The sequence below is a fragment of the Pseudomonas koreensis genome (assembly GCF_025447595.1).
Taxonomy (GTDB): Bacteria; Pseudomonadota; Gammaproteobacteria; order Pseudomonadales; family Pseudomonadaceae; genus Aquipseudomonas; species Aquipseudomonas koreensis_H.
Genome location: NZ_JAOEJU010000026.1, coordinates 1 through 20,395, shown reverse-complemented (window position 1 = coordinate 20,395; position 20,395 = coordinate 1). Strand labels below are relative to the sequence as shown.

Annotated in this window: 20 protein-coding genes; 6 read left to right on the top strand and 14 right to left on the bottom strand. The window is 58.6% G+C overall.

The features are described 5' to 3' along the window. Positions 1-4: 4 nt before the first annotated feature. From N8H71_RS24475 to galE, 3 genes are all read right to left on the bottom strand, one after another. The gene (locus N8H71_RS24475; RefSeq protein ID WP_347710525.1) at positions 5-1,120 is read right to left on the bottom strand and encodes a polysaccharide biosynthesis/export family protein; all 1,116 of its coding nucleotides are present in this window, start codon (positions 1,118-1,120) and stop codon (positions 5-7) included. Positions 1,121-1,210: 90 nt separating this feature from the next. Next, a complete protein-coding gene (locus N8H71_RS24470) occupies positions 1,211-1,447 on the bottom strand; it encodes a hypothetical protein (RefSeq protein ID WP_085686766.1) in 237 nt (78 codons plus the stop codon). A 226-nt stretch (positions 1,448-1,673) separates the two neighbouring features. Further along, positions 1,674-2,690 (bottom strand): UDP-glucose 4-epimerase GalE, encoded by a 1,017-nt coding sequence (gene galE / locus N8H71_RS24465; RefSeq protein ID WP_262195975.1) that lies wholly within the window; start codon positions 2,688-2,690, stop codon positions 1,674-1,676. A 380-nt stretch (positions 2,691-3,070) separates the two neighbouring features. On the opposite strand from galE, the gene galU reads away from it, so the two are divergent. After that, entirely contained in the window at positions 3,071-3,904 is an 834-nt protein-coding gene (gene galU, locus N8H71_RS24460) for a UTP--glucose-1-phosphate uridylyltransferase GalU (RefSeq protein ID WP_085686770.1), read from the top strand. A gap of 47 nt (positions 3,905-3,951) precedes the next feature. Beyond that, the gene (locus tag N8H71_RS24455) at positions 3,952-4,359 is read left to right on the top strand and encodes a mannose-1-phosphate guanylyltransferase (RefSeq protein ID WP_262195974.1); all 408 of its coding nucleotides are present in this window, start codon (positions 3,952-3,954) and stop codon (positions 4,357-4,359) included. Positions 4,360-4,362: 3 nt separating this feature from the next. Here N8H71_RS24455 and N8H71_RS24450 read toward each other — a convergent pair whose 3' ends face one another. The 8 genes from N8H71_RS24450 to N8H71_RS24415 form a co-directional block, all read right to left on the bottom strand. Further along, positions 4,363-5,511: an SGNH/GDSL hydrolase family protein gene (locus N8H71_RS24450; RefSeq protein ID WP_262195973.1), complete on the bottom strand. Its 1,149-nt coding sequence runs from the start codon at positions 5,509-5,511 to the stop codon at positions 4,363-4,365. A 155-nt stretch (positions 5,512-5,666) separates the two neighbouring features. Beyond that, positions 5,667-6,707 (bottom strand): acyltransferase family protein, encoded by a 1,041-nt coding sequence (locus N8H71_RS24445; protein ID WP_262195972.1) that lies wholly within the window; start codon positions 6,705-6,707, stop codon positions 5,667-5,669. A 12-nt stretch (positions 6,708-6,719) separates the two neighbouring features. Next, positions 6,720-7,823 (bottom strand): hypothetical protein, encoded by a 1,104-nt coding sequence (locus N8H71_RS24440; RefSeq protein ID WP_007951624.1) that lies wholly within the window; start codon positions 7,821-7,823, stop codon positions 6,720-6,722. Further along, the gene (locus N8H71_RS24435; RefSeq protein ID WP_262195971.1) at positions 7,814-9,046 is read right to left on the bottom strand and encodes a polysaccharide biosynthesis C-terminal domain-containing protein; all 1,233 of its coding nucleotides are present in this window, start codon (positions 9,044-9,046) and stop codon (positions 7,814-7,816) included. The genes N8H71_RS24440 and N8H71_RS24435 overlap by 10 nt, the downstream gene beginning before the upstream one ends. Further along, positions 9,043-10,155 carry a polysaccharide pyruvyl transferase family protein gene (locus N8H71_RS24430; protein ID WP_262195970.1) on the bottom strand — a complete coding sequence of 371 codons (1,113 nt, stop codon included), beginning with the start codon at positions 10,153-10,155 and terminating at the stop codon, positions 9,043-9,045. Before N8H71_RS24430 ends, N8H71_RS24435 begins: the two co-directional genes overlap by 4 nt. Before the next feature lie 14 nt (positions 10,156-10,169). Next, entirely contained in the window at positions 10,170-11,246 is a 1,077-nt protein-coding gene (locus N8H71_RS24425; protein ID WP_262195969.1) for a glycosyltransferase, read from the bottom strand. 41 nt (positions 11,247-11,287) lie between these two features. Continuing rightward, complete coding sequence (locus N8H71_RS24420) at positions 11,288-13,510, bottom strand: polysaccharide biosynthesis tyrosine autokinase (protein ID WP_262195968.1); 2,223 nt, start codon at positions 13,508-13,510, stop codon at positions 11,288-11,290. A 38-nt stretch (positions 13,511-13,548) separates the two neighbouring features. Continuing rightward, positions 13,549-13,989: a low molecular weight protein-tyrosine-phosphatase gene (locus N8H71_RS24415; RefSeq protein ID WP_262195967.1), complete on the bottom strand. Its 441-nt coding sequence runs from the start codon at positions 13,987-13,989 to the stop codon at positions 13,549-13,551. Between the two features lie 291 nt (positions 13,990-14,280). Between N8H71_RS24415 and N8H71_RS24410 the strand changes: the two genes are divergently transcribed. Together N8H71_RS24410 and tal are read left to right on the top strand one after the other, a co-directional pair. Beyond that, the gene (locus N8H71_RS24410) at positions 14,281-15,225 is read left to right on the top strand and encodes a glycosyl hydrolase family 5 (RefSeq protein WP_262195966.1); all 945 of its coding nucleotides are present in this window, start codon (positions 14,281-14,283) and stop codon (positions 15,223-15,225) included. Between the two features lie 188 nt (positions 15,226-15,413). Continuing rightward, positions 15,414-16,340, top strand: coding sequence for a transaldolase (tal, locus tag N8H71_RS24405; RefSeq protein WP_262160534.1), 927 nt, complete (start codon positions 15,414-15,416; stop codon positions 16,338-16,340). Between the two features lie 73 nt (positions 16,341-16,413). Here the strand turns inward: tal and rssC are convergent, their stop codons facing one another. The 3 genes from rssC to N8H71_RS24390 form a co-directional block, all read right to left on the bottom strand. Beyond that, a complete protein-coding gene (rssC, locus tag N8H71_RS24400; RefSeq protein WP_003226553.1) occupies positions 16,414-16,896 on the bottom strand; it encodes an anti-sigma factor antagonist RssC in 483 nt (160 codons plus the stop codon). Then, positions 16,896-18,077 (bottom strand): two-component system response regulator RssB, encoded by a 1,182-nt coding sequence (gene rssB, locus N8H71_RS24395; protein ID WP_262195965.1) that lies wholly within the window; start codon positions 18,075-18,077, stop codon positions 16,896-16,898. Before rssB ends, rssC begins: the two co-directional genes overlap by 1 nt. 322 nt (positions 18,078-18,399) lie before the next feature. Continuing rightward, positions 18,400-19,089: an MlaA family lipoprotein gene (locus N8H71_RS24390; protein ID WP_262195964.1), complete on the bottom strand. Its 690-nt coding sequence runs from the start codon at positions 19,087-19,089 to the stop codon at positions 18,400-18,402. A 186-nt stretch (positions 19,090-19,275) separates the two neighbouring features. On the opposite strand from N8H71_RS24390, the gene N8H71_RS24385 reads away from it, so the two are divergent. Together N8H71_RS24385 and N8H71_RS24380 are read left to right on the top strand one after the other, a co-directional pair. Beyond that, entirely contained in the window at positions 19,276-19,896 is a 621-nt protein-coding gene (locus N8H71_RS24385; protein ID WP_262195963.1) for an HAD family phosphatase, read from the top strand. Between the two features lie 108 nt (positions 19,897-20,004). Further along, positions 20,005-20,268: a DUF4404 family protein gene (locus N8H71_RS24380; RefSeq protein WP_134827565.1), complete on the top strand. Its 264-nt coding sequence runs from the start codon at positions 20,005-20,007 to the stop codon at positions 20,266-20,268. Positions 20,269-20,395 lie beyond the last annotated feature (127 nt).

Sequence of the window (20,395 nt, the reverse complement as noted above, 5' to 3'; positions counted from 1 at the left end):
GGCCTTATTTGCTGTTGTTACTGTATTCGCTCCAGTTCTTCGCAGCGGAAGCGCCCGTACCGACAATCGATGCCGACGGCACCAACTGACTGATCAGACGGTTCCAGCGAGTCACGTTGGCAGGCCCGACATACACCACATCCTGAGGCCGAACTTCGAAGTGCGACGCGAGCGCCATGGCGGTCGGCGATTCGGCTTCCAGCTGGTAGATTTTCGCAGGCTCCACGTCGAGGTTCTCCACCCCGCGAATGACGTAAACGGCGTTGCCGTTGGAGGTGGTCTGACTCAAGCCACCGACCGAACCGAGCACGTCGGACAGGTTCATGGTGGCGGTCTTGAAGCTCAGTGCGCGAGGCTGGTTGACCTCGCCCATCACGTAGATGCGCTTGTTGTCGTTGTACGGCAGATACAGCTGATCGCCTCCCTTGAGGTAGACGTTCTGCAACTCGGAATCCTGCTGATTGAGGGCATCGAGATTGAGCGGGTACACCCGCCCGTTGCGCGTCAGCATCAGCCCCGACAGGTCGGCATTATTGGTATCGATACCGGCCGAACCGAGGGCTTCGACCACGCTCAGCGGGTTGGTCGAAATCGCCTGGGGGCCGGCCTTGGCCACGGCGCCCGAGACTACGACTTTCTGGCTGGCGAAACGCAGCACCGCGACATCCACTTGCGGCTCGGCAATAAACGCCGAGAGGCGTTGCTCGATGTCCGAGCGCAGTTGCTGGATGGTTTTGCCGGCGGCCTGTACTTCCTTGATGTACGGGTAATACAGCGTGCCGTCGGAACGCACCAGACGGCCGTTGGCATCGATCTGTTGCTGCGCGCCCGAGGGGGCAGTCAGCTCGGGATGATCCCAGACCGTGATGTACAGGACATCGTTGCTGCCAATGCGATATTCGGCCGGAGTTGCCAACAACTCCGCCGGCACCGACTCGCGCTTGTACGTGGCCCGGTTCATGGCGATGAGCTTGGGAGTGATCGGAATCAGCTCGACCCGGCTGCTTTCGCTGGCACCCTGACGCGTGATGCTGCTGGTACTCAGGTACTGACCGGGGGAAAACATGCAACCTTGCAGAGCGAAACTTGCCAACATTAAAAGAGTAAAACGACGATTCATAATGGCACTACGCTATTCAAGGGCGAATCCAAAAACAAAGTCACCCGGCTTTCGCCGGGCGACCCTGTACTGCACCAACAGTGACTTCAGTTAGTTGTGCGTTCCGGTTGTACCCGTGGTACCGGTGGTACCCGTTGTACCGCCGTTGGCACTTCCACCACTGTTGGACGCCGCGACAGCACTGGCGACCATGGCAGTACTGGCAGCAGGCGCTGTAGAAGCCGCGACACTGCCAGATACATTGGTCACCGCCGTCAGTGGCGCTTCAGCTGCGGCTGCCCAGTTGCTCAACATCGTCAACAGGGCGATCGCCATCACTTTTTTCATATCAACTCCTTTCTAACATCGCACCTGAACATCGGGTGTTCGTTAGAGGTGGTAGAGTTCAAGTCGCAAATGTGCGAACAAGATCCGTTGTTCTTCCACAGTCTTACCCAACTGATAAAAGTCGAACGGCAGGTTTATATCTACGGACTTGCAAAAGGCATTACCAGCGTATTTTCCCGACGATATCTAACAACCTGACCGAAACTAACATTGCACTAAAACGCCATCATTCCAGATAACCCCGGGGATGATTCGATTGCCAGCGCCAAGTGTCGGTGACCATGTCCTGCAAGTTGCGCGTGGCTTTCCAGCCCAGTTCCTTCGCCGCTTTGGACGCGTCGGCCCAGCTCTCGGCGATATCACCGGCACGTCGGGGTTTGACCCGGAAAGGTACCGGCCGCCCGCACGCCTGCTCGAAGGCGCGCAGCACTTGCATCACGCTGTAGCCATCACCGGTGCCCAGGTTCCAGGTGTGGATGCCGGTACGCCCGGCAATCGACTCCAAAGCCTTCAGGTGACCGTCCGCCAGGTCCACGACGTGGATATAGTCACGCACGCCTGTGCCGTCGACCGTGGGGTAATCGTTACCGAAGATCGACAGCTCTTGCAGGCTGCCGACGGCCACCTGGCTGATGTAAGGCACCAGATTGTTAGGGATCCCGTTGGGGTCCTCACCCATGTGGCCGCTGTGATGCGCGCCGATCGGGTTGAAGTAGCGCAGCAGCGCGATGCTCCAGCGCGGTTCGGACTGGCACAGGTCGCGCAGCACGTTCTCGACGATCAGCTTGGACTGGCCGTAGGGATTGGTCGGGGTGCCGGTCGGGAAATCTTCGCGGATCGGCATTTGCGTCGGCTCGCCGTAGACCGTGGCCGAGGAGCTGAACACCAGCCGGAAGACACCTGCTGCCGCCATCGCCTGACACAGCGTGATGCTGCCACTGACGTTGGTTTCGTAGTACTCCAGCGGCTTGCGCACGCTCTCACCGACAGCCTTGAGCCCGGCGAAATGCAGCACCGCATCGATGGCGTGCTGCTGGAAAATCCGGTCCAGCAAGGCCCGGTCACAGACATCCCCGCGAATCATCAGCGCACTTTTGCCGCAAATGGCTTCAACCGCGTGCAATGCGGCGTCGCTGCTGTTGCAAAGATTATCCAGAACTACAACTTCATGACCTGCTTCAAGTAGTGCAAGTGTGGTGTGCGAGCCGATATAGCCGGCGCCACCCGTTACCAGAATCTTCATAGCGCGGTCCATAAGTGGGAAAAGTGCCAACTCGCGTGTCAAGCGCTGTTTGTTTAATGTGTGTCTTGATTCACACAAACAGCGCGACAACAACCAAAAACAAAAACAGTTCAATCACTGGCCATAAATATTTTTACAAGCCAAACTGTATTGCCTGGTACTTATTAGCACTCCCGCGCATACACCACTATCAACAGATACCGACTAAAAATAACTGTTAATTATAAAACCGACATCTCATAACATTGCCGTGTTTTATACTCATTCTTGTTTGCCACTCATATCCTGACTCAGGTATTAAAGTACACCTTCAATAACTTGCAACCCTTTGTTATTGCATTAACCGATGGCCCTGCGCCATGAATGTCCAGGATACTTTTATGATTCGTAAATGTTTGTTCCCCGCTGCCGGTTATGGCACGCGTTTCTTGCCGGCCACCAAAGCCATGCCCAAGGAAATGCTGCCGATCGTCAACAAGCCGTTGATCGAGTACGCCGTTGAAGAAGCACGGGACGCCGGCCTGCAACACATGGCCATCGTCACCGGCCGGGGCAAGCGCGCGCTGGAAGACCACTTCGACATCAGCTACGAACTCGAGCATCAGATCCGTGGCACCGAGAAAGAAAAATTCCTGGCCGGCACCCGTGAACTGATCGACACCTGCACCTTCTCCTACACCCGTCAGGTGGAAATGAAAGGCCTGGGCCACGCGATTCTCAGCGGCCGTCCGTTGATCGGCGACGAACCCTTCGCCGTGGTGCTGGCGGACGACCTGTGCCTGAACCTGGAAGGCGACGGCGTGCTCACGCAGATGATCGAGCTCTACAAGAAATTCCGCTGCTCGATCGTCGCCATCCAGGAAGTCCCGCGCGACCAGACCCACAAGTACGGCGTGATCGCCGGCGAGGCGATTTCCGACGGCATCTACCGGGTCAATCACATGGTGGAAAAACCGGCCCCGCAAGACGCGCCGTCGAACCTGGCGATCATCGGCCGCTACATCCTCACGCCCGACATCTTCGACCTGATCGCCGACACCGAGCCAGGCAAGGGCGGCGAAATCCAGATCACCGACGCCCTGATGAAACAGGCGCAGAACGGTTGCGTGCTGGCCTACAAGTTCAAGGGCCTGCGCTTCGACTGCGGCGACGCCGAGGGTTACCTGCAGGCGACCAACTTCTGCTACGAGAACGTTTACCTGAAGGGCCGCTGAACGGCCCCCACTGATCCATCGCAGCACGCACATCCAACGAGGCAACCATGAACATTGCACAACATTCCGCAGAGATTGAACGTGAGGTGGACAACCTCGGGGTGATGAGCTGGTTATCCCGCCATCAGCCATTGCCCAGCGCCAATGGCCCGTGGCTGGGCACCCTGCTGCTGGTCGACCGCATCGGCGTATTTCCCTCGTCCGGGGACATACGCCGATCGATGCACGATCCCTGGCCCCTGCTCGCCCACTTGAAACGGATCTACGGCGAACAGGCGCTGGAGGTTGATGACCGCGACGGGCTGAAGATGATTTTCAGCGACTGGCGTTTTCGGGTGCGGATCTGCTGCAACGATCCGGCGATCATCGTCAACGTGGAAACCCGTTGCGTGACGCAGTTGATGCCACAGAAAACCGCAGAGCTGCTGAGTCATCTGGATCTGTTCGACAACTGAGGGCTACTTCGAAGTCTCGCCACAGCGGTCCTGTGGCGAGACTTTTTGCTGTCCGCCCACGACCCAACGATAGAAGTAATCGGCAATCACCCGCCCACCCGTGGCCGGTACCGGATGAATCTTGTCCGGCCCGATCATGGCTGCGGCGTAGCGTTTGACGTCCGTACCGAACGCACATTGCAGATTGGCGTAACCCAGTCGCTGCTCACGGGCCCAGGGCTCGATGACCTGCGCATAAGCCGACATCGGATAGGCGCTGGAGCGGGTGGTGTCCTGACGCAGGATGAGATTGATGCTCGCCGCCGGTTGAATCTCGCGGAGCATGCCCACCAGACCCTGAACGTTGTGCAGATACTGCTCAGGCTTCACGCCAAAGCCTTGATCGTTGCCACCGAGCATGATCAGGTAAATGTCTGCGGGGATCTTCGACACCACGGCTTTCCACTGCGCCTGCCAGCGGGCATCGTCGTGATAGAAATCAGCGGACGCCGCACCGGACGCCGCCAGTTTCGACACCCGAACTCCGTTCTGATCGTTGCTCAGCCACAGGCCGAACAGAGTCGGCGCGCCCTTCACCACTTCCAGTCTGAAGGCCCAGTCGGTCGCGGTCGACGTGCCGGGCAAAGGGACTTCCTGAACGCCCTCGCCTGCGAGTTTCAACGGCTGCCAGTCGGCGGAAGGCGACCAGCGATAACGCAACTCACTGGACTCACCGTTGCCGAGGTAGAGCAGTTTCGCCTGAGTAACGGAGGTATCGATGGCGGGCGTCGGGCTGGCATCGACTTGCAGCCAGGCGCCGGGCCGGCCGGTTACCGTGCGGCTGTCGGGGCTGGCCTGACCGAGAGCGGACACCTTCCAGTCCCCACCAAAGTATTTCTCGCTGCTGCGGGTGTATTTGAAATGCGTGCCGCCCAGCGCTGCGCCGTGGTTGAACCCGACATAACCCGGCCCGGCAAACCCGACCTCGCCAGCCACGCGCTGCACCAGTTTGTTCAGGTAAAAATCCTGTCCGGCGCTGTAGCTGTCGCCGATCACCGAGATCGACAGAACCTTTCCGCCTTTGCCTTCGCGCCACTGGGCAAACCGTTCGCGGGCATCACCGACCTCGACCACAGACGCCGCTACCGGCCGGACGTCATCAACTGCCAACATGCATTGAATCCCTTACTGAGTGATGGCCCCTTCGCGAGCAAGCTCGCTCCCACAGAGGGTATGCAAAGGTCACAAAGCCTTTGTGGGAGCGAGCTTGCTCGCGAAGCTTTTAGTTATTTTGCAAACGCCGCGCATTCTCCGGAGGCTCGCAAAACCTAAGCCTGCGCTACCGGTGCAATGGACGCCGGCGGTTTCTTTTTCGTCGCGGCTCGTTCGCCGAGGAAGAGCACGGAGGTGAAGTTGAATCGACTGAAAATCATCGACAACACCACCGGCCCGAGCAAGCCACACGTCACGCCGCAGAACACCAGCACGCTTTCGTCTTTAACGCCCAAGCGGCCGAGGATCGAGCGCGACGTGGCGGCGAACAACACGTGAAACAGGAAAATCGCATAGGAATAACCGCCGAGCCAGGTCAGTGCCTTCGAGCGCATATCACTCGACAGCAACGCGATGCACGACACGCAGCCCACCGTCAGGCCGATCAGGCTACGGCGGTCGACAATCAGCTCGCGGTCCACCGACGCCACGTACAGCAGCGTCAGCGAAATCAGCACAAACACCAGCGGGCCGATCACCTTGAACGTCTGCTTCAGCTCGCTGACTTTCTCCTGGCCGATCATGCCTGCCACGAAGAACGGCAACAGATAAATCGCCCCGTTAATGCCGAACGCATCAACCGAAAACGGCGGCAACAGGAACACCGCCGCCGCGAACGCGAAAAGCAGATACAGGCGCGTCGGTGTGCGCAGCAACCCGCGCCATTCCAACAGGCCGACGAACATGAAAATGATGAACACCGCCTGCAGGAACCAGAAGTGGTTGATCGGCACATAGAACGACAACAGCGCGTCCATCACGCTGACGTCCTTGTTCACGCCCGGCCCCACCGCCTGCAACACCGAGAACGGCACACCCACGCAAAACAGCGGCACGATCAGGCGCCGCACCTTGCCGCTGAAGAACGCGGAAAAGTCGTTGCCGCGAATCTTGTAGATGGAATAGATGTAACCCGAGATGAAGGTGAACAGTGGCATGCGCACGTACACCATCGAATCGGCAATCACCCGGAACGGCGAGCCGATGTCGATTTTCAGACCACCGCCCAACGGCCCGATCACGTGATAGAGCACCAGCAACAGGCACGCCAGGCCACGCAGGGTTTCGATCTCCAGGGACTTTTTCTTGCTCGACATAAAGCACCCGCCTCAATTCAGAATTCTTGATTCAACCTTCACCGGTTTGTTCGCCCGCAGCATCAAACCCAGGCCCACGAACAACACCGGCACCACCATCGAAAAGTGCCGGGCGAACGAGCCGAAGTCCGGTTCGAACAGGCCTTGAACCAGCAGGAACGCCAGCGGAATCGCGATCAGTTCCTTGGGTTTGGTCTGGATCGGCGCGCCCTTGTAATCGGTCGAGGTGATGACTTTGAACAGCAGCAGCGCGGTCATGATCATCAACGCCACGAAGATCACCTGACCCGGCCCGGACAGCAGGATCAGCTCAACGGGGAACGACAACCGGAAGAAAATGATCATCGAATCCAGGGCCTGCGAGACGAAATCGCTGCCGCTGAGCCACGAAACGATCAGCGACTTGGACCCCTCCTCGCCCGCCGTGCGCAGTTCGTTGTTGCTGGCGCGAATCGACGACACCGGAAAGCCCAGCGCCAACTGGATCGCCATCGCAACCGCCAGATAGAACAGGAACAGCATCAGGAAGAAGGTTGTGCGCGAGACGTATTTTTTCATCACACAGACGCCGACCCAGGACAGCGAAAACAGAATCCAGTACGGCCGGATCAGAACGCCGTAGATCACCGCCGAGAGGAAAAATCCGCCGCGATATTTGCGCGTCAGCGAGCTGAACAGAATGCTCAGCACCGCCACCGACACGATGATTTCCTTGGTCAGATTTTCCAGGAAAAACGAACGCACGATGCCCCACAGGCACAAGGTTCCGAAGATGGTCAGCGGCATGCGCCGGAACACCACCACGGGAATCGCCGTGAGGAAGAAGTTGCAGAACATCCCGTAGGCCCAGGCGTTGGTCAGGTTGATCCCGGTGGGCCGCAGCAGGAACGCCGAACACTCGTAGGACGAGCGATCCGGCGAGAACGGGTTCCAGAAATTACAGTTGTCGGCCCGGGCGTAGGACGACCACAAGGTCATCGCATCCGGGCCCGGATCGCGGGGAATCAGCAGCGGCATGGCCACCGACAGAAACAGCCCGGTGAACAGGATCAGGAACGACAGCGAGGAATCGAGTCGGCGGCCGCGAAACTCGATGCACGGTAATTTCAGGCCCATGACACGGCAGCCTTTTTCGCTCGGGTCACACGAGTCAGCACGGCGATCACACCGAGCTGCACGATGATCGCGAAGACGTTGCCCCAGGCTGCGCCGTAGATCGAATAATGCTTGATCAGCAGGTAACTGACCGGCACTGAAACCAACAGACAAATGGCCGCACTGGCGAGGGATACCCGACTGTTTTTCGACGCAATCAACCCGCCCCAGACGATGTCGCCAATGGCACGCAGGGCGAAGGAGAAAATCAGCACGCCAAGGATGCCGTTGTCCGGGCGCGGAACACTGGTGGCGACGTAATCAAGCACCACATTGAAAAACAGATAAATGCCCACCGCGACCGCCGCCGACACCGCCAGCGACCGTGCGACCCATTTGTTCACGAACAACTGCTTCACCGTGAACGGTTGCTGATCCGCCTGATAACGCTTGGCGAGAACCGGAATCCCGACCACCGCCACCACCGCGTAGGACAACGCCTGCAAGGTGTTGGCCGCCGACCACGCGTACACGTATTTACCGAGGCTGGCGTAGGGTTCGAGGTCGATGATCAGAAAGCGCTCGGCGTACTGACTCAACGCGATCAGGCCGGTGCCCAGATAAAACGGCAACCCGGCTTTCCATACTGCGGCGGTGGCCAGCGTCCCCTCTTCCCGCCCGTGATGGACCTTCACCACGATCAGGTAACCGGCGACGATCACCAGCACGTTGGCGATGACCCACAGCCACAACACGCTGGCGATTCCGGACACCCAGCCGAGCGCCATTCCGCCCACGGCCAGCAGCGCCCAGAGCCCGGTCTTGATGAAAAACAGCAACGCACCCGCCGTGGCTTTCTGTGCAGAGAACACGAACGAGTTGATCTCGAACGACAGGTGTTCGGTGAGCAGCACCAGCGTCACGCAGGCGATCAGCGCGGTGGTCGCTTCAACCGACTGGAACAGTGAATAAATCACCACCGTCAGCACCGACAACGCCAGGCCCACGGCCAGGTACAACAGCAACACCTTGTCGACGACCCGACGCGAACTGCCACCCACGCTGATCAGCCGGTTGATCTCGGAACTGAAACCGACGCTGTAGAACTTCGATGCGATCAACGACGCCGCGACCACCACGCCGTAAAAACCCAGCGCCTCGTAACCGAGGTAATGGGTGATGGCGAGCACCAGCAAGAACTTCGCGCCCAGTGCCCCGCCTCGCAGCAACAGCCGGAATATCATCGAATGACGCCCTTGATGATGTCGTCCATGGCCACGGTTTTCGCCTCGATCTCGCGGCAGGTGTCGGTCAGGCGCTTGCCGAAATTCGACAGCGCGTCAGGCGCGTAAACCGTGTCGATGATGGTGTCGACATTGATGTCGCCGCCGTTGATGACCCAGTCCTCGACGCCCATGTCCTGATAGGCGCCGAAGCCTTTGCGTTCATAGCTGATGTGGTACGCCGGGACACCCGAGAGCAGCGATTCGATCGCCCCGTGCAGGCGCACGGAAATCACCAGGTCCGGTTGGTATTTGGCCAGCGTGGCCTTCAATGGCAGCAGGTCTTCGGTGATGCCCAGTTCGCGATAGAACGCGCCGTCATCATTACCGCGCACGGCGCTCTGTACGGCGCAGACCACTTTGCTTTTGTTCTTCAAGCGCTGCAGCAACACCTTCAGGTTGGCCACGTAGGCGAGCTTCTTTTCCTTGCTCCATGCCGGCGGTTTGCGCAGCACCACACACACCGTCGCTGGCGTCGAGGCGCAGCGGGTGAACTTGGGTTGCTGAAGGATCTTGCCGGCCAGCGCCTGCACCGCGAGGTCCGGTGCGCGATAGACATTCTCGCAAGCATCGAACAGCGCCGAGGAGCGGTTATCGCGCACGAACACCGCATCGGCGCTGGCGTAGTGGCCGACGATTTTGTCGCTGTCGCCGTGGAAGGGCCCGATGCTTTGCGGCAAGTACACCGACGGCACTTTGCTGAGGATCGCGGTTTCCAGTTGCTTGGCGTGCCCCAGTTTCAGCTTGATGTGCTCAAAGGCACTTTTCGAGCGCATGTAGCCGCCACCGACGCCGACGATCAGATCGGTTCTCTTCAACAGATCCGCCAGCCCCGCGTAGGACTGATTGAGGAACACCGCTTCTTTGACCCGGCCCAGGCCCTTGGCCGCCATCACCGGCGCGTCGAAACGCGGGTGCGGCAGGTACTTGAAAGAGTCCGGATCGGACGCCACGACGCTGATCGCGGTGTCTTCGCCAAAGTTGCGCTGCACCAGCGCGATGGCCAGATCGACCAGCAGACCATCGCCGGAATTGGAGGCACTGTAGCCATGCAAAATCGTTACGTTCATGAGCGGAGTTCTACTTAATAAGAGGGAGCGGAATACACGTCGTAGGTCTGGCGGATCATCAACGCGGCGCTGAAACGCTCGCGGACGATGCGTCGACCTTCGATGCCGAGGGCCGACAACGCAGGCTTCTGGATTTGCTTGAGGCGATCGGCCAGCGCCTGGTGGTCACCGGCGGGGAACACGTAACCGGACACACCATGGGTGACCAGTTCAGGCAACGACGTGCAGTCGCTGGCGATCACCGGCAAGCCCAGCGCCATGCCTTCCAGCGGCACCATGGCAAAGCCTTCCCAGCGGCTCGGGACGATCAGCGCATCGGCTTTCTGATACAGCGCGTGCACCTCGGTTGGGGTTACCCAGGGCAGGTATTCCACCCCGTCCAGCGGCGGACATTCGACGACGTCCTCGTTCACCGCACTGCCCACCACCGTCAGTTTCAGGTCGCTGCGCTTTGCTTCGGTATAGGCCTTGAGCAACACGTCGAAGCCTTTCTGGTAGTCGAGGCGACCGACAAACAGCAGATGAATCGGTGCCGGATCATCGGCCTTGCGTTCGTCATCCTTGTGATCGATGCCGTTGTAGATCAGCGTCATGCGCTTGCGCTCGATGCCAAACTTCGCGGCCTTGTCCAGCTCGAACTGGCTGACGCAGATGATCTTGTCCGTGACCTTCTGCAGCACCCGCTCGATCCACGCATAGACTTTCTGCTTGATCGGCGAGCTTTCCATCAGGAACGAAAACGCATGGGGGCAGTAGACGATTTTCGGCTTGCGCCACGGGCGCAAAAGCACGCACACGCAACGGCCGATCACCCCGGAAAAGGTGCTGTGCAAATGCACCACATCGGGTTTTTCCTTGAGCAGGACCCGCGCCAGTTGCCAGGCAAAACGCAGCAGCGACGGCACATTCCGCCCGCTTCGGGCGAAGGTGCGGATCTGCTGCTCATCGATGCCGTGCAGTTCTTTCTTCTGGTCGAGCGGGACCAGGTACACCAGCTCATAGCGCCCGTCTTCCGGCGCCGCCGAAATCGTGCGGATGACCGTCGCCACCCCGCCTTTGATCGTTTCCGCCACGTGCAGTATTTTTTTCACAACCCACCCACTTTCATGCCTGTAAGGACCGTCGCTGAGATTCAGGACTGGTCGGACGCGTATTCGTAGTTGTAATAGCTGCCGTTGCCGTAATAGCTGGCCGCGCGCTTCTCGACGCCGTTGAACACCGCGCCCTTCAACTCGATACCGTTCTGGGCGAAACGACGGATCGTCATTTCGATTTCCTTGGCCGGGTTGACCCCGAACCGCGCGACGATCAGGCTGATGCCGGCTTCGCGACCGACAATCGCCGCATCGGTCACGGCCAGCAGCGGTGGTGTGTCGATGATCACCACGTCATAACGCTCGCTGAGTTGCGCCAGCAGTTCGCGGAAATTGGCGTGCATCAACAGTTCGGAAGGATTCGGCGGCACCTGGCCTCGGCTGATGAAGTGCAGGTTGTCGACCTCGACCTTGTTGATCGCCTGATCGAGAGTGCAGCGCTTGACCAGCAGATCCGACAGGCCGTTGGTGATCGGCGTGTTCAGGGTCTTGTGCAGATGCCCCTTGCGCATGTCGGCGTCGATCAGCACCACGTGCTGCCCGCTTTGCGCCATGACCGCCGCGAGGTTGGAAGAGACGAAGGTTTTGCCGACCTGCGGGCTCGGGCCGGAAATCATGATCCGGTTGTTGGTCGAATCCAGCGCGGCGAAGTGCAGACAAGTGCGCAGGCTGCGAATCGACTCGATGGACAGGTCGGTCGGATTGCGCAATGCCAGCAGGTAGGCCGGCGTATCGGCCGAAACCTTGGCCCTTACCTTTTTGTTGTCCTCTTCGCGCTGCAGATCGCTGTAGGGAATCGACGCGTAAACCGGCAAGCCGAGCTGCTCGATGCCTTCCGGTCCTTCCAGACCCTTGCTCAGGGATTTGCGCAACAGCACCAGCGCCACGCCGACAAATGCGCCGAGAAAAGTGGCGATCAGCACGATCAGAGGCTTTTTCGGTTTGACCGGACTGGTCAGGTCGACATCCGCCGTATCCACCAGACGCACGTTACCCACGGCACCGGCGCGGATGATGTCCAGCTCCTGGGATTTGTTCAGCAACTGGGTGTAGATCTGCGAGGCGACTTCGACATCGCGGGTCAGGTTGAGCAGTTCCTGTTGCGTGGCCGGCAGATCCTGAACCTTGCCTTCCAGCGACCGCTGTTGCTGGGTCAGTTCGCCGATCTGGGTCATCAATGCGCGATAGGCCGGATGCTGTTTGGTGAACTTGCGATCCATCTCCGCCTGTTGCAGTTTCAGCTCGGAAATCCGCGTTTCGAGCGCCACGGACTGGCCGAGCACCGATTGGGTTTCCAGCGAGATGTTCACGGTCTTGCCGTGGGTCTGGTAGGCGTTGAGCGCATCGCTGGCCTTGGCCAGATCACGCTTGACCTGCGGCAACTGGCTTTGCAGGAAGGCCAGGCTCTGCGCCGCTTCGGCCGAGGTGCGGCGTACGTTCTGATCCACGTACAGCGAGGCGATCTTGTTGAGAATCTTCACTGCTTCGGCGGCGTCGCTGCTGGCCAGGGCCAGACGGATGATCCCCGATTCCTTGCCTTGCTCGGAGATGTCCAGCGCGTCCTGATAACCCTGGATGGTCACGATTCGTGGGTAGCGCACCACTTCGAAACGGGTACCGGGGTTGGCCAACAGTTGCGCGACCTGCCCTTCTACGCCGTCCTGCGCGAAGGCTTCGCCTGCCACGCCGTCGACCAGCAGGTTGTCGTTGTCGTCGAGCAGCTGAAAGCGATGTTGTTCGCCGGCGATCAAGGTGAGTTTCTTGCCCAACAGTTCCTTGGGCAGATTGAGCTTGGCAAACTCCAGGCGTTCACCGCCCCAGGCGTAGCTGCTCAGGCCGAAACGCGGCGGCGCGACGCTGAGTTCGGTCTCACCGCGATAGCGACGAGAAAGAAAGCCGCCGATCAGCGGAAAGGTGTTGGGGGTGACGTCGATATCCAGACGCAGATCGTCGACTGTCTTGCCGATCACCGCGCGGGATTTGATGATGCCGATTTCGGTCACCGACGGCGATTGCCCGCCGAGCATGCTGTTGAGGTCGGAAAAACCGAGCATGTCGTTCTTTTTCGGTTCGACTTGCACCAGCGCGTTGGCCAGATACACCGGCGTGGCCAAGATCGCGTAAGCCACACCGGTCATCATGAACGCGCCGGTGAACGCGCCGATCAACCATTTCTGGTCGATCAGGCTGCCGAAGATGCCGAGAAGATCAATACTGTCTTGATCGTTGTCGCGGGTGCCGATTACTGACGGTAACTGCATAAGTCTTTCTTACCATTCACTGAACTGAAGAATATTCATCAACGCGCCAGGCGTTGCGCCCATGAGCTAACAGCATCTTCAATCAATGCATGGGCATGAATAAAAGCGGCTTGCCCCTGACGATACGGGTCCTGTATTTCTCGTTCGCTCTGCCACTTGCCCAGCAGAAAAACTTTGCCCCTGGCGTGAGAGGCAATCTTCAGTACTTGATTAACATGTTGTTTTTCCATGACCAGAATCAGGTCTGATTCATTGACGATGTCCGCTGTCAGTTGCCGCGCCTTGAACCCTTCGGCACTGTGGCCACGCTCTTCCAACACCTGGCGCGCGTTGGACTCCACACCTTCGCCGACCCGCGCAGACAGACCTGCAGAGGTCACGCTGATCGCCGCGGGTGTCAGTGCATTGCGCAACAGAAGTTCCGCTGTCGGACTTCGGCAAATATTGCCCACGCAAACGACAAGAATCTTTTTGAACAAGGTTTACTTTCCCGTGTAATGTCATTCGGCCAACATGCCTTGCACATTCGAATGAACCCGCAAGACCTTCCTTCACTCGGAAATAGATTCACCCGTTAATACCGATGCATTAAGTACCACGGCCTCTAAAAGTCTCCCAACCAGAATTACCGGACTAAAAATAACTGTGATTTTCGGGCGAAAGTTTTCCGACAAAAAATAACATTCATGCACTTAGTATCTTTATTGCCCTCGAAACCAATGTAACGAGATAACCATTCGCTAGATGTCATTCTCATCAGGAGAGCAGACATGAAATCAGCACATCTCAAACATCTTGGTGCCGCCACCTTGTTGTTGCTCGGTGTAGCCGCACAGGTTCAGGCCAGTGACTTGTTCCCGGCGCTGCCGACGAAAACCATCGGCGTTCAGGTCAAGATCCAGAGTTTTACGGCGGCCGATGCCGAGCAGATCAAAGCGGCCGGGTTCAGTTTTGTACGCTTCGGGGTCTGGAGCGACAGCCTCGGCGGCAAGTCCTATCAGAGGCAGATCAGCGATGCGTTTGCGGCGGCGAAATCCGCCGGTTTGCCGGTTTTGATGACTGTACGCGCCACCAAACCGTTGACTGGAGACCTCACGACAGCCGGCGAAGTATTTGCCAATGCCGTCAGCGGGCTGGAAAAAGCCTGGAGTTCGCAACTGGTCGCCATCGAAATCTGGAACGAACCGGATCTGGGCACCTACTGGCCGACCGGCAACTTCAACACCACGTTCGTGCCGTTCATGAGCGCCATGTGCAAAACCCTTCAGGGGCAACCTCAATCCACGCCTCTGGTCGGCTTTGGCTTCGCCCGGCCGCCCACTGCGGGATCGGCGTCCACCGTGGCGCTCAACAGCCTCGTCGAGGCTTACCCCAATTGCCTCGATGCCATTTCCTATCACCCCTACGGCATGACAGCCACGCAGATCAGCAATGCCCAGAATTTCATTCAGCAGAACTTCCATTTGCCGGGTGTGATCAGTGAATGGGGAATCTCGGCGCTGGCCTCCAACGGCGGCCCGGACGGCCAGGCCACCAAAGTTTCTGCGTTCATCGCTGATGTGAAAAGGCTCAAGATCCCGCTGACTTCCATCTACGAATGGAAGAACAGCGACTCGGGAAAAGACGATCGCGAGAAGAATTTCGGTCTGTTGACCTCGGACGGCCAACCGAAACCGGCTCAAACGGCAGTCAGGACACAATTGGAGCTGGAGTAGGCGCTGCAACAGGTCAGTTGCTTTGAACCTGTCGTCTGTTTTGGCATCGTATTGATCGATAACGCGCCCCACCTTTCAAACAGCCGTTTTCAGGTTGTTGCCGCCGGGGCGCTCGATACGCCTGCATGCCCTTGAGTGGCTGCCGGCGCTCGGGTAATGTCACCAGACCCATAGGACAGAGCACGCTCATGACTTCCAAGCTGGAACAACTCAAACAGTTCACCACCGTCGTGGCCGACACCGGCGACTTCGAAGCGATTGCCCGGGTCAAACCGGTCGACGCGACCACCAACCCTTCCCTGCTGCTCAAGGCAGCGGCCATTCCGGCCTACGCCGAATTGCTGAACGCCAGCGTGCGCGACTGCAAGGGCGATGTCGGCCTGGCCAGCGACCGTTTCGGCGTCGCGGTCGGTCAGGAAATCCTCAAGGTCATTCCGGGCCGTATTTCCACCGAAGTGGACGCACGTCTGTCGTTCGACCAGGACGCGATGCTCAAACGTGCCCATCGCCTGATCGAACTGTACGACAAGGCCGGCGTCGGCCGTGACCGCGTGCTGATCAAGATCGCCTCGACCTGGGAAGGCATCCGCGCCGCCGAGATCCTGGAAAAGGAAGGTATCCAGACCAACCTGACCCTGCTGTTCTCCTTCGCTCAGGCCGCTGCCTGCGCCGATGCCGGCGTGTTCCTGATCTCGCCGTTCGTGGGCCGCATCTACGACTGGTACAAGAAGGCCAACGGCAACGACTACACCGGTGCCGACGATCCGGGCGTGCAGTCCGTGACGCGCATCTACAACTACTACAAGGCCAATGACTACAAGACCGTGGTCATGGGCGCGAGCTTCCGCAACCTCAACCAGATCGAGCAACTGGCCGGCTGTGACCGCCTGACCATCAGCCCGGACCTGATCGAGAAACTGGCGGCCGACACCGGCAAGCTGGAACGCAAACTCGCTCCGGGCCATGCCGGCGAAGCGCGCTTGAGCCTCAACGAAGCGCAATTCCGCTGGTTGTCCAACGAAGACGCGATGGCCACCGAGAAACTGGCCGAAGGCATCCGTCAGTTTGCCCGCGACCAGGAAAAACTCGAGGCGCTGCTGCAAGCCAAGCTGTAATCGGCCAAGCGCAGACGCAAAAAGGGCGAACCCTCACAGGTTCGCCCTTTTTTGTGCCTCGCGGTCTGGTTGATCAGTGCCGTTCGAGGGCATTCACCAGGTCATGGAACGCTTCGCGGTTGGAGTCGTTCAGGCCCATGAGAATCTTGTGCGCTTCGAGCACCTTGATCCGCACCACCTCTTCCGACTGATCCTGATCCGGTAGGTCATCGAGGCATTCCGGGCACGGCACGGGATGGTTGACGATATTGAACACCTGCTCGAAACCCATCGACTGCAACAGACGGGTGATGTCCTCGTGGGTGGTGACCACGGTCGGCAGCAGGCCGACCTTCTGCCGCGACAGGATCGACAGCTTGGCCAGAAGGCCCAGGGTGGTACTGTCGATGCTGCGGGTTTCGGTCAAATCGATCACGATCGCGTTGAAATTCAGCGCGGTGAAGATTTTTTCAATAGTCGCATCCAACGCCGAACACAGGGTCAGGCGAACTTCACCGACAAACTTCAGGACGAAGGTGCCGTCCTGCTCGGCGAACTGGATTCTACCGGTACTCATTAAAGATTCCTGCTCAACACCAACAGGGCGATATCATCCGGCATCTCCCCTAGCGTGGCCAATCCAAAAACCTGCCGCAGACCATCCAGGCTGCCGCCCGCCGACTTCACCTTCTGGGGCAAAGCGGCTTCTTTCTCTTTGAGTGTGGGCTCTGGCAAAAGATCCAGAATGCCATCAGACATCAGCGTCAGGCTGAACGTCGGTGGCAGCTCAAGCACGTGGTCTTCGTAGGTGGCTTCGTTGAAAAGCCCCACGGGCAGACCGCGCCCCTCGAGGTAGCGAACACTGTCAGGCGTGTACAACACTGGCAACGGCAGATGGCCGCCGATGCTATAGGTCAACAAACCGGTCTCCTCGTCGATGACTCCACCGACCATTGTGACGTGTTTACCCAGCTTACAACTGATCAGTCCCCGGTTGATATGACCAAGGACTTCCGAAGGCTTGAATTCCGGCAGCGTGCCGTTGCGCTTGGACTCGAACAACAAGCGCGTGGTCATGAACTTCAGCAGCACGGTGACGAAGGCCGAAGAGGCGCCATGGCCCGAGACATCCGCCAGGTAAAACGCAACCCGGCGCTCGTCAACACGGAAATAGTCGACAAAATCACCCGACAGGTACAGCGACGGAATGATCTGGTGTGCGAATCTGAACTCGTCGATGCTCCACGGGCTCTCCGGCAGCATGTTCATCTGCACCTGGCGACCGGCGTTCTGGTCTTCCTGGAGCAGGTTCAGGCTGGCTTCAAGTTCGCGGTTGGCCTTTTCCAGTTTCTCGCGATAGCGCTGGTTTTCCAGCAGCAAACGCGCACGATCCAGGGCCCGGCGCACGGAGTGCTCGAGCACGGCCAGATCTTCGAGAGGCTTGATCAGGTAATCCGCCGCGCCCAGGCGCAGTGCCTCGACCGCGTCGTTCATCACGCCGGCACCCGACACCACGATCACTGGAGTCTGCGGTGACCGCTCGGTAACCTGACGGATGAGTTCGAGACCGCCCATCTGCGGCATACGCAGATCGCAGATGACCAGGTCGGGCTTGTCTTGCTCGAATACCTGAAGACCCTGCTGGCCATTGCTGGCCTGCAAGACGCTGAAACCACTGTCTTCCAAATAGGCCGCGAGGCTCGCGCGCACTACTTCGTCATCATCGATTATCAGCAGCGTGGCACTGGTTTTTGGCATGTGGGCAAACGGCGCCAGAATTAGGTTGGCGTAGCAGGCGGGGCAAAAGCCCGGCACAGACTACTGGATTCGCTTTCTAGCCTCTCTGCTGCACCGCTTTGAAGCGTTTGCTTCGCACACGGTTGCACCAGAGGTGCCCTTCTAAGGCGCAGACGGTACTCCCATCCTTCGAGCGTTTCAAGCATGCGCCGATGGTCGCTTGGAGACTTTGTTTGTCAAATCACTCGCAGTTATAAGAACGGCCTTTACGGTAACCCAATGGATGGTCGCGCCCACAAAAAAGGCGACCTCGCGGTCGCCCTTTTATACCGATCAATCGAGATCAGAAATCGTCTTCGACCTGCCCGTCCTTGACCTTGAACTCGCGGTTCTGCAGGTAGGCGTTGCGGATGAAGGTGTACTTGTCGCCGCTGATCAGCTTCTCGCTCGACAGCAGGCTGGCGCGGGTGTCGACGATGTTCAGGCCGAAGATCGAGTTACGCACCGGTACATCGTTGATGTAGCGATAAGGGCCGGTGTAGCTGTCGACATATTTGGAAGGCGCGTCACGCAAGGTGCTCGGCCCCATCAATGGCAGCATCACATAAGGACCGCTGCCAACACCCCAATAGCCAAGAGTCTGGCCGAAGTCTTCGTCGCTGCGGTTCAACCCCATTTTAGTGCCGACATCGAAGAAACCGAGCAGGCCGAAAGTGGTGTTGAAGATCAGACGCGCAGTATCGACGCCGGCAGCAGCCGGTTTGCCCTGAAGAATGTTGTTCGCCAGGTTGGTGACGTCACCGACGTTGCGGAACATGTTGTGAATGCCATCTTCCAGGAATTGCGGAGTAACAAATTCATAGCCCTGAGCCAGAGGCTTCAGTGCATAGGTGTCGACAAAATCGTTGAACTCGAAAATCGGGCGGTTGACGCTTTCCCAAGGGTCTTCTTCCGTTGCAGCGTTAGCGGCGAACGGAACCAGCATGACACTGGCGCATACACAAAGCTGAGCGAGAGGGTTGCTCCAGCGCATAGAAAACTCCTTGGTCTGAACGGGCGCGGCAACCTGGCCACGGTAATATGGCCGTAAGTATAAGGCGGAAAGGCGCTTTAGGCACTTATCCTACAAGATTCGTTCCGTAGGAGGTTTCGTAACGCCCCTGTCATCCAACTGTCACCGTCGCTGCTTAGCCTGATGATTATTTCAGGGACGTTTTCCATGCCTCAGGCCGAAGCCTTGCCACTTTCAGCACCCAACCTGACCGCCGTGCTGTTCGGACTCAGCGGTTGCCTCGTGGATTTCGGCGCCCGTGCCCGTCACCAGACGCACATCAGCCCCGAACACGCCGATGCCACGCCGGGAGCACTGGACGTTGTGCGCAGCCTGCAACGTCAGCTCATCCCCTGCGCCTGGCTCGATGAGTTGCCCCCCGCCCTCACTCAAATACTTTCATCGGCACTGCCGACCTGGATCAAACCATCGCAATATCCAGCAACAATCAATTCTTGGCCGGCGCCCAATGCCTGCTGGCAAGCGTTGATGGGCTTGAATGTCGATCGCCTCGACGGTTGCGTGCTGGTCAGCGGCGAACCGCGCCTGCTGCAATCGGGCCTGAATGCCGGGTTGTGGACCATAGGCCTGGCGTCGTGCGGCTCACTGTGCGGGCTGGCGCCCAGCGAATGGCTGGCCCTGAGCCAGAAGGAACGCGAACAACTGCGCGGCAAGGCGACCGTGCAACTGTTCGGCCTGGGCGTGCACTCGGTAATCGATCATCTGGGCGAACTCGACACCTGCCTGGCCGACATCAATCTGCGTCGCGCGAAAGGCGAAAAGCCCTGACCGGGATCATGCAGGTTGCCCCAGAGTGGATTAGTCTTAAGGAGAGCCATAGACCTTTGGCGCACGGCTGCGGTCTATGCCAGTGCCTCTCGATAAAAGGAAACCACCATGCCCGCTCAAGAACTGCAAAAACAGCTCAATGCCCTGCGCGAGCAACTGGATCAGACTCCGCCGCTCACCGAAGAAGAGCGCGAACATCTGCGCGACCTGATGGCGCAGATCGAATCCGAGATAAAACTGGAACAGTCCACTCATGAAAACAGTATCGCCGATGGTGTGAACCTGGCGGTCGAACGCTTTGAACTCGAACACCCGACCATCGCCGGTACTTTGCGCAATATTGCTACTACCCTGCACAGCATGGGCATCTGAAACCCGCGAATGCAAAAAAGCCCTGCCAGCGATGGCAGGGCTATTTTATATATGGAGCTTGAAACACAACCTTTGTGGGAGCGAGCTTGCTCGCGATTGCGGTGTGTCAGCCAACATCAACACTGTC

Coding starts and splice junctions, on each gene's coding strand:
- N8H71_RS24440 (WP_007951624.1), bottom strand. CDS start 7,823: ATGGGCCTGAAATTACCGTGCATCGAGTTTCGCGGCCGCCGACTCGAT.
- rssB (WP_262195965.1), bottom strand. CDS start 18,077: ATGCCAAAAACCAGTGCCACGCTGCTGATAATCGATGATGACGAAGTA.
- N8H71_RS24455 (WP_262195974.1), top strand. CDS start 3,952: ATGAACATTGCACAACATTCCGCAGAGATTGAACGTGAGGTGGACAAC.
- N8H71_RS24435 (WP_262195971.1), bottom strand. CDS start 9,046: ATGATATTCCGGCTGTTGCTGCGAGGCGGGGCACTGGGCGCGAAGTTC.
- tal (WP_262160534.1), top strand. CDS start 15,414: ATGACTTCCAAGCTGGAACAACTCAAACAGTTCACCACCGTCGTGGCC.
- N8H71_RS24430 (WP_262195970.1), bottom strand. CDS start 10,155: ATGAACGTAACGATTTTGCATGGCTACAGTGCCTCCAATTCCGGCGAT.
- N8H71_RS24410 (WP_262195966.1), top strand. CDS start 14,281: ATGAAATCAGCACATCTCAAACATCTTGGTGCCGCCACCTTGTTGTTG.
- N8H71_RS24390 (WP_262195964.1), bottom strand. CDS start 19,089: ATGCGCTGGAGCAACCCTCTCGCTCAGCTTTGTGTATGCGCCAGTGTC.
- N8H71_RS24475 (WP_347710525.1), bottom strand. CDS start 1,120: ATGAATCGTCGTTTTACTCTTTTAATGTTGGCAAGTTTCGCTCTGCAA.
- galE (WP_262195975.1), bottom strand. CDS start 2,690: ATGAAGATTCTGGTAACGGGTGGCGCCGGCTATATCGGCTCGCACACC.
- N8H71_RS24445 (WP_262195972.1), bottom strand. CDS start 6,707: ATGTCGAGCAAGAAAAAGTCCCTGGAGATCGAAACCCTGCGTGGCCTG.
- rssC (WP_003226553.1), bottom strand. CDS start 16,896: ATGAGTACCGGTAGAATCCAGTTCGCCGAGCAGGACGGCACCTTCGTC.
- N8H71_RS24380 (WP_134827565.1), top strand. CDS start 20,005: ATGCCCGCTCAAGAACTGCAAAAACAGCTCAATGCCCTGCGCGAGCAA.
- N8H71_RS24385 (WP_262195963.1), top strand. CDS start 19,276: ATGCCTCAGGCCGAAGCCTTGCCACTTTCAGCACCCAACCTGACCGCC.
- N8H71_RS24450 (WP_262195973.1), bottom strand. CDS start 5,511: ATGTTGGCAGTTGATGACGTCCGGCCGGTAGCGGCGTCTGTGGTCGAG.
- N8H71_RS24420 (WP_262195968.1), bottom strand. CDS start 13,510: ATGCAGTTACCGTCAGTAATCGGCACCCGCGACAACGATCAAGACAGT.
- galU (WP_085686770.1), top strand. CDS start 3,071: ATGATTCGTAAATGTTTGTTCCCCGCTGCCGGTTATGGCACGCGTTTC.
- N8H71_RS24470 (WP_085686766.1), bottom strand. CDS start 1,447: ATGAAAAAAGTGATGGCGATCGCCCTGTTGACGATGTTGAGCAACTGG.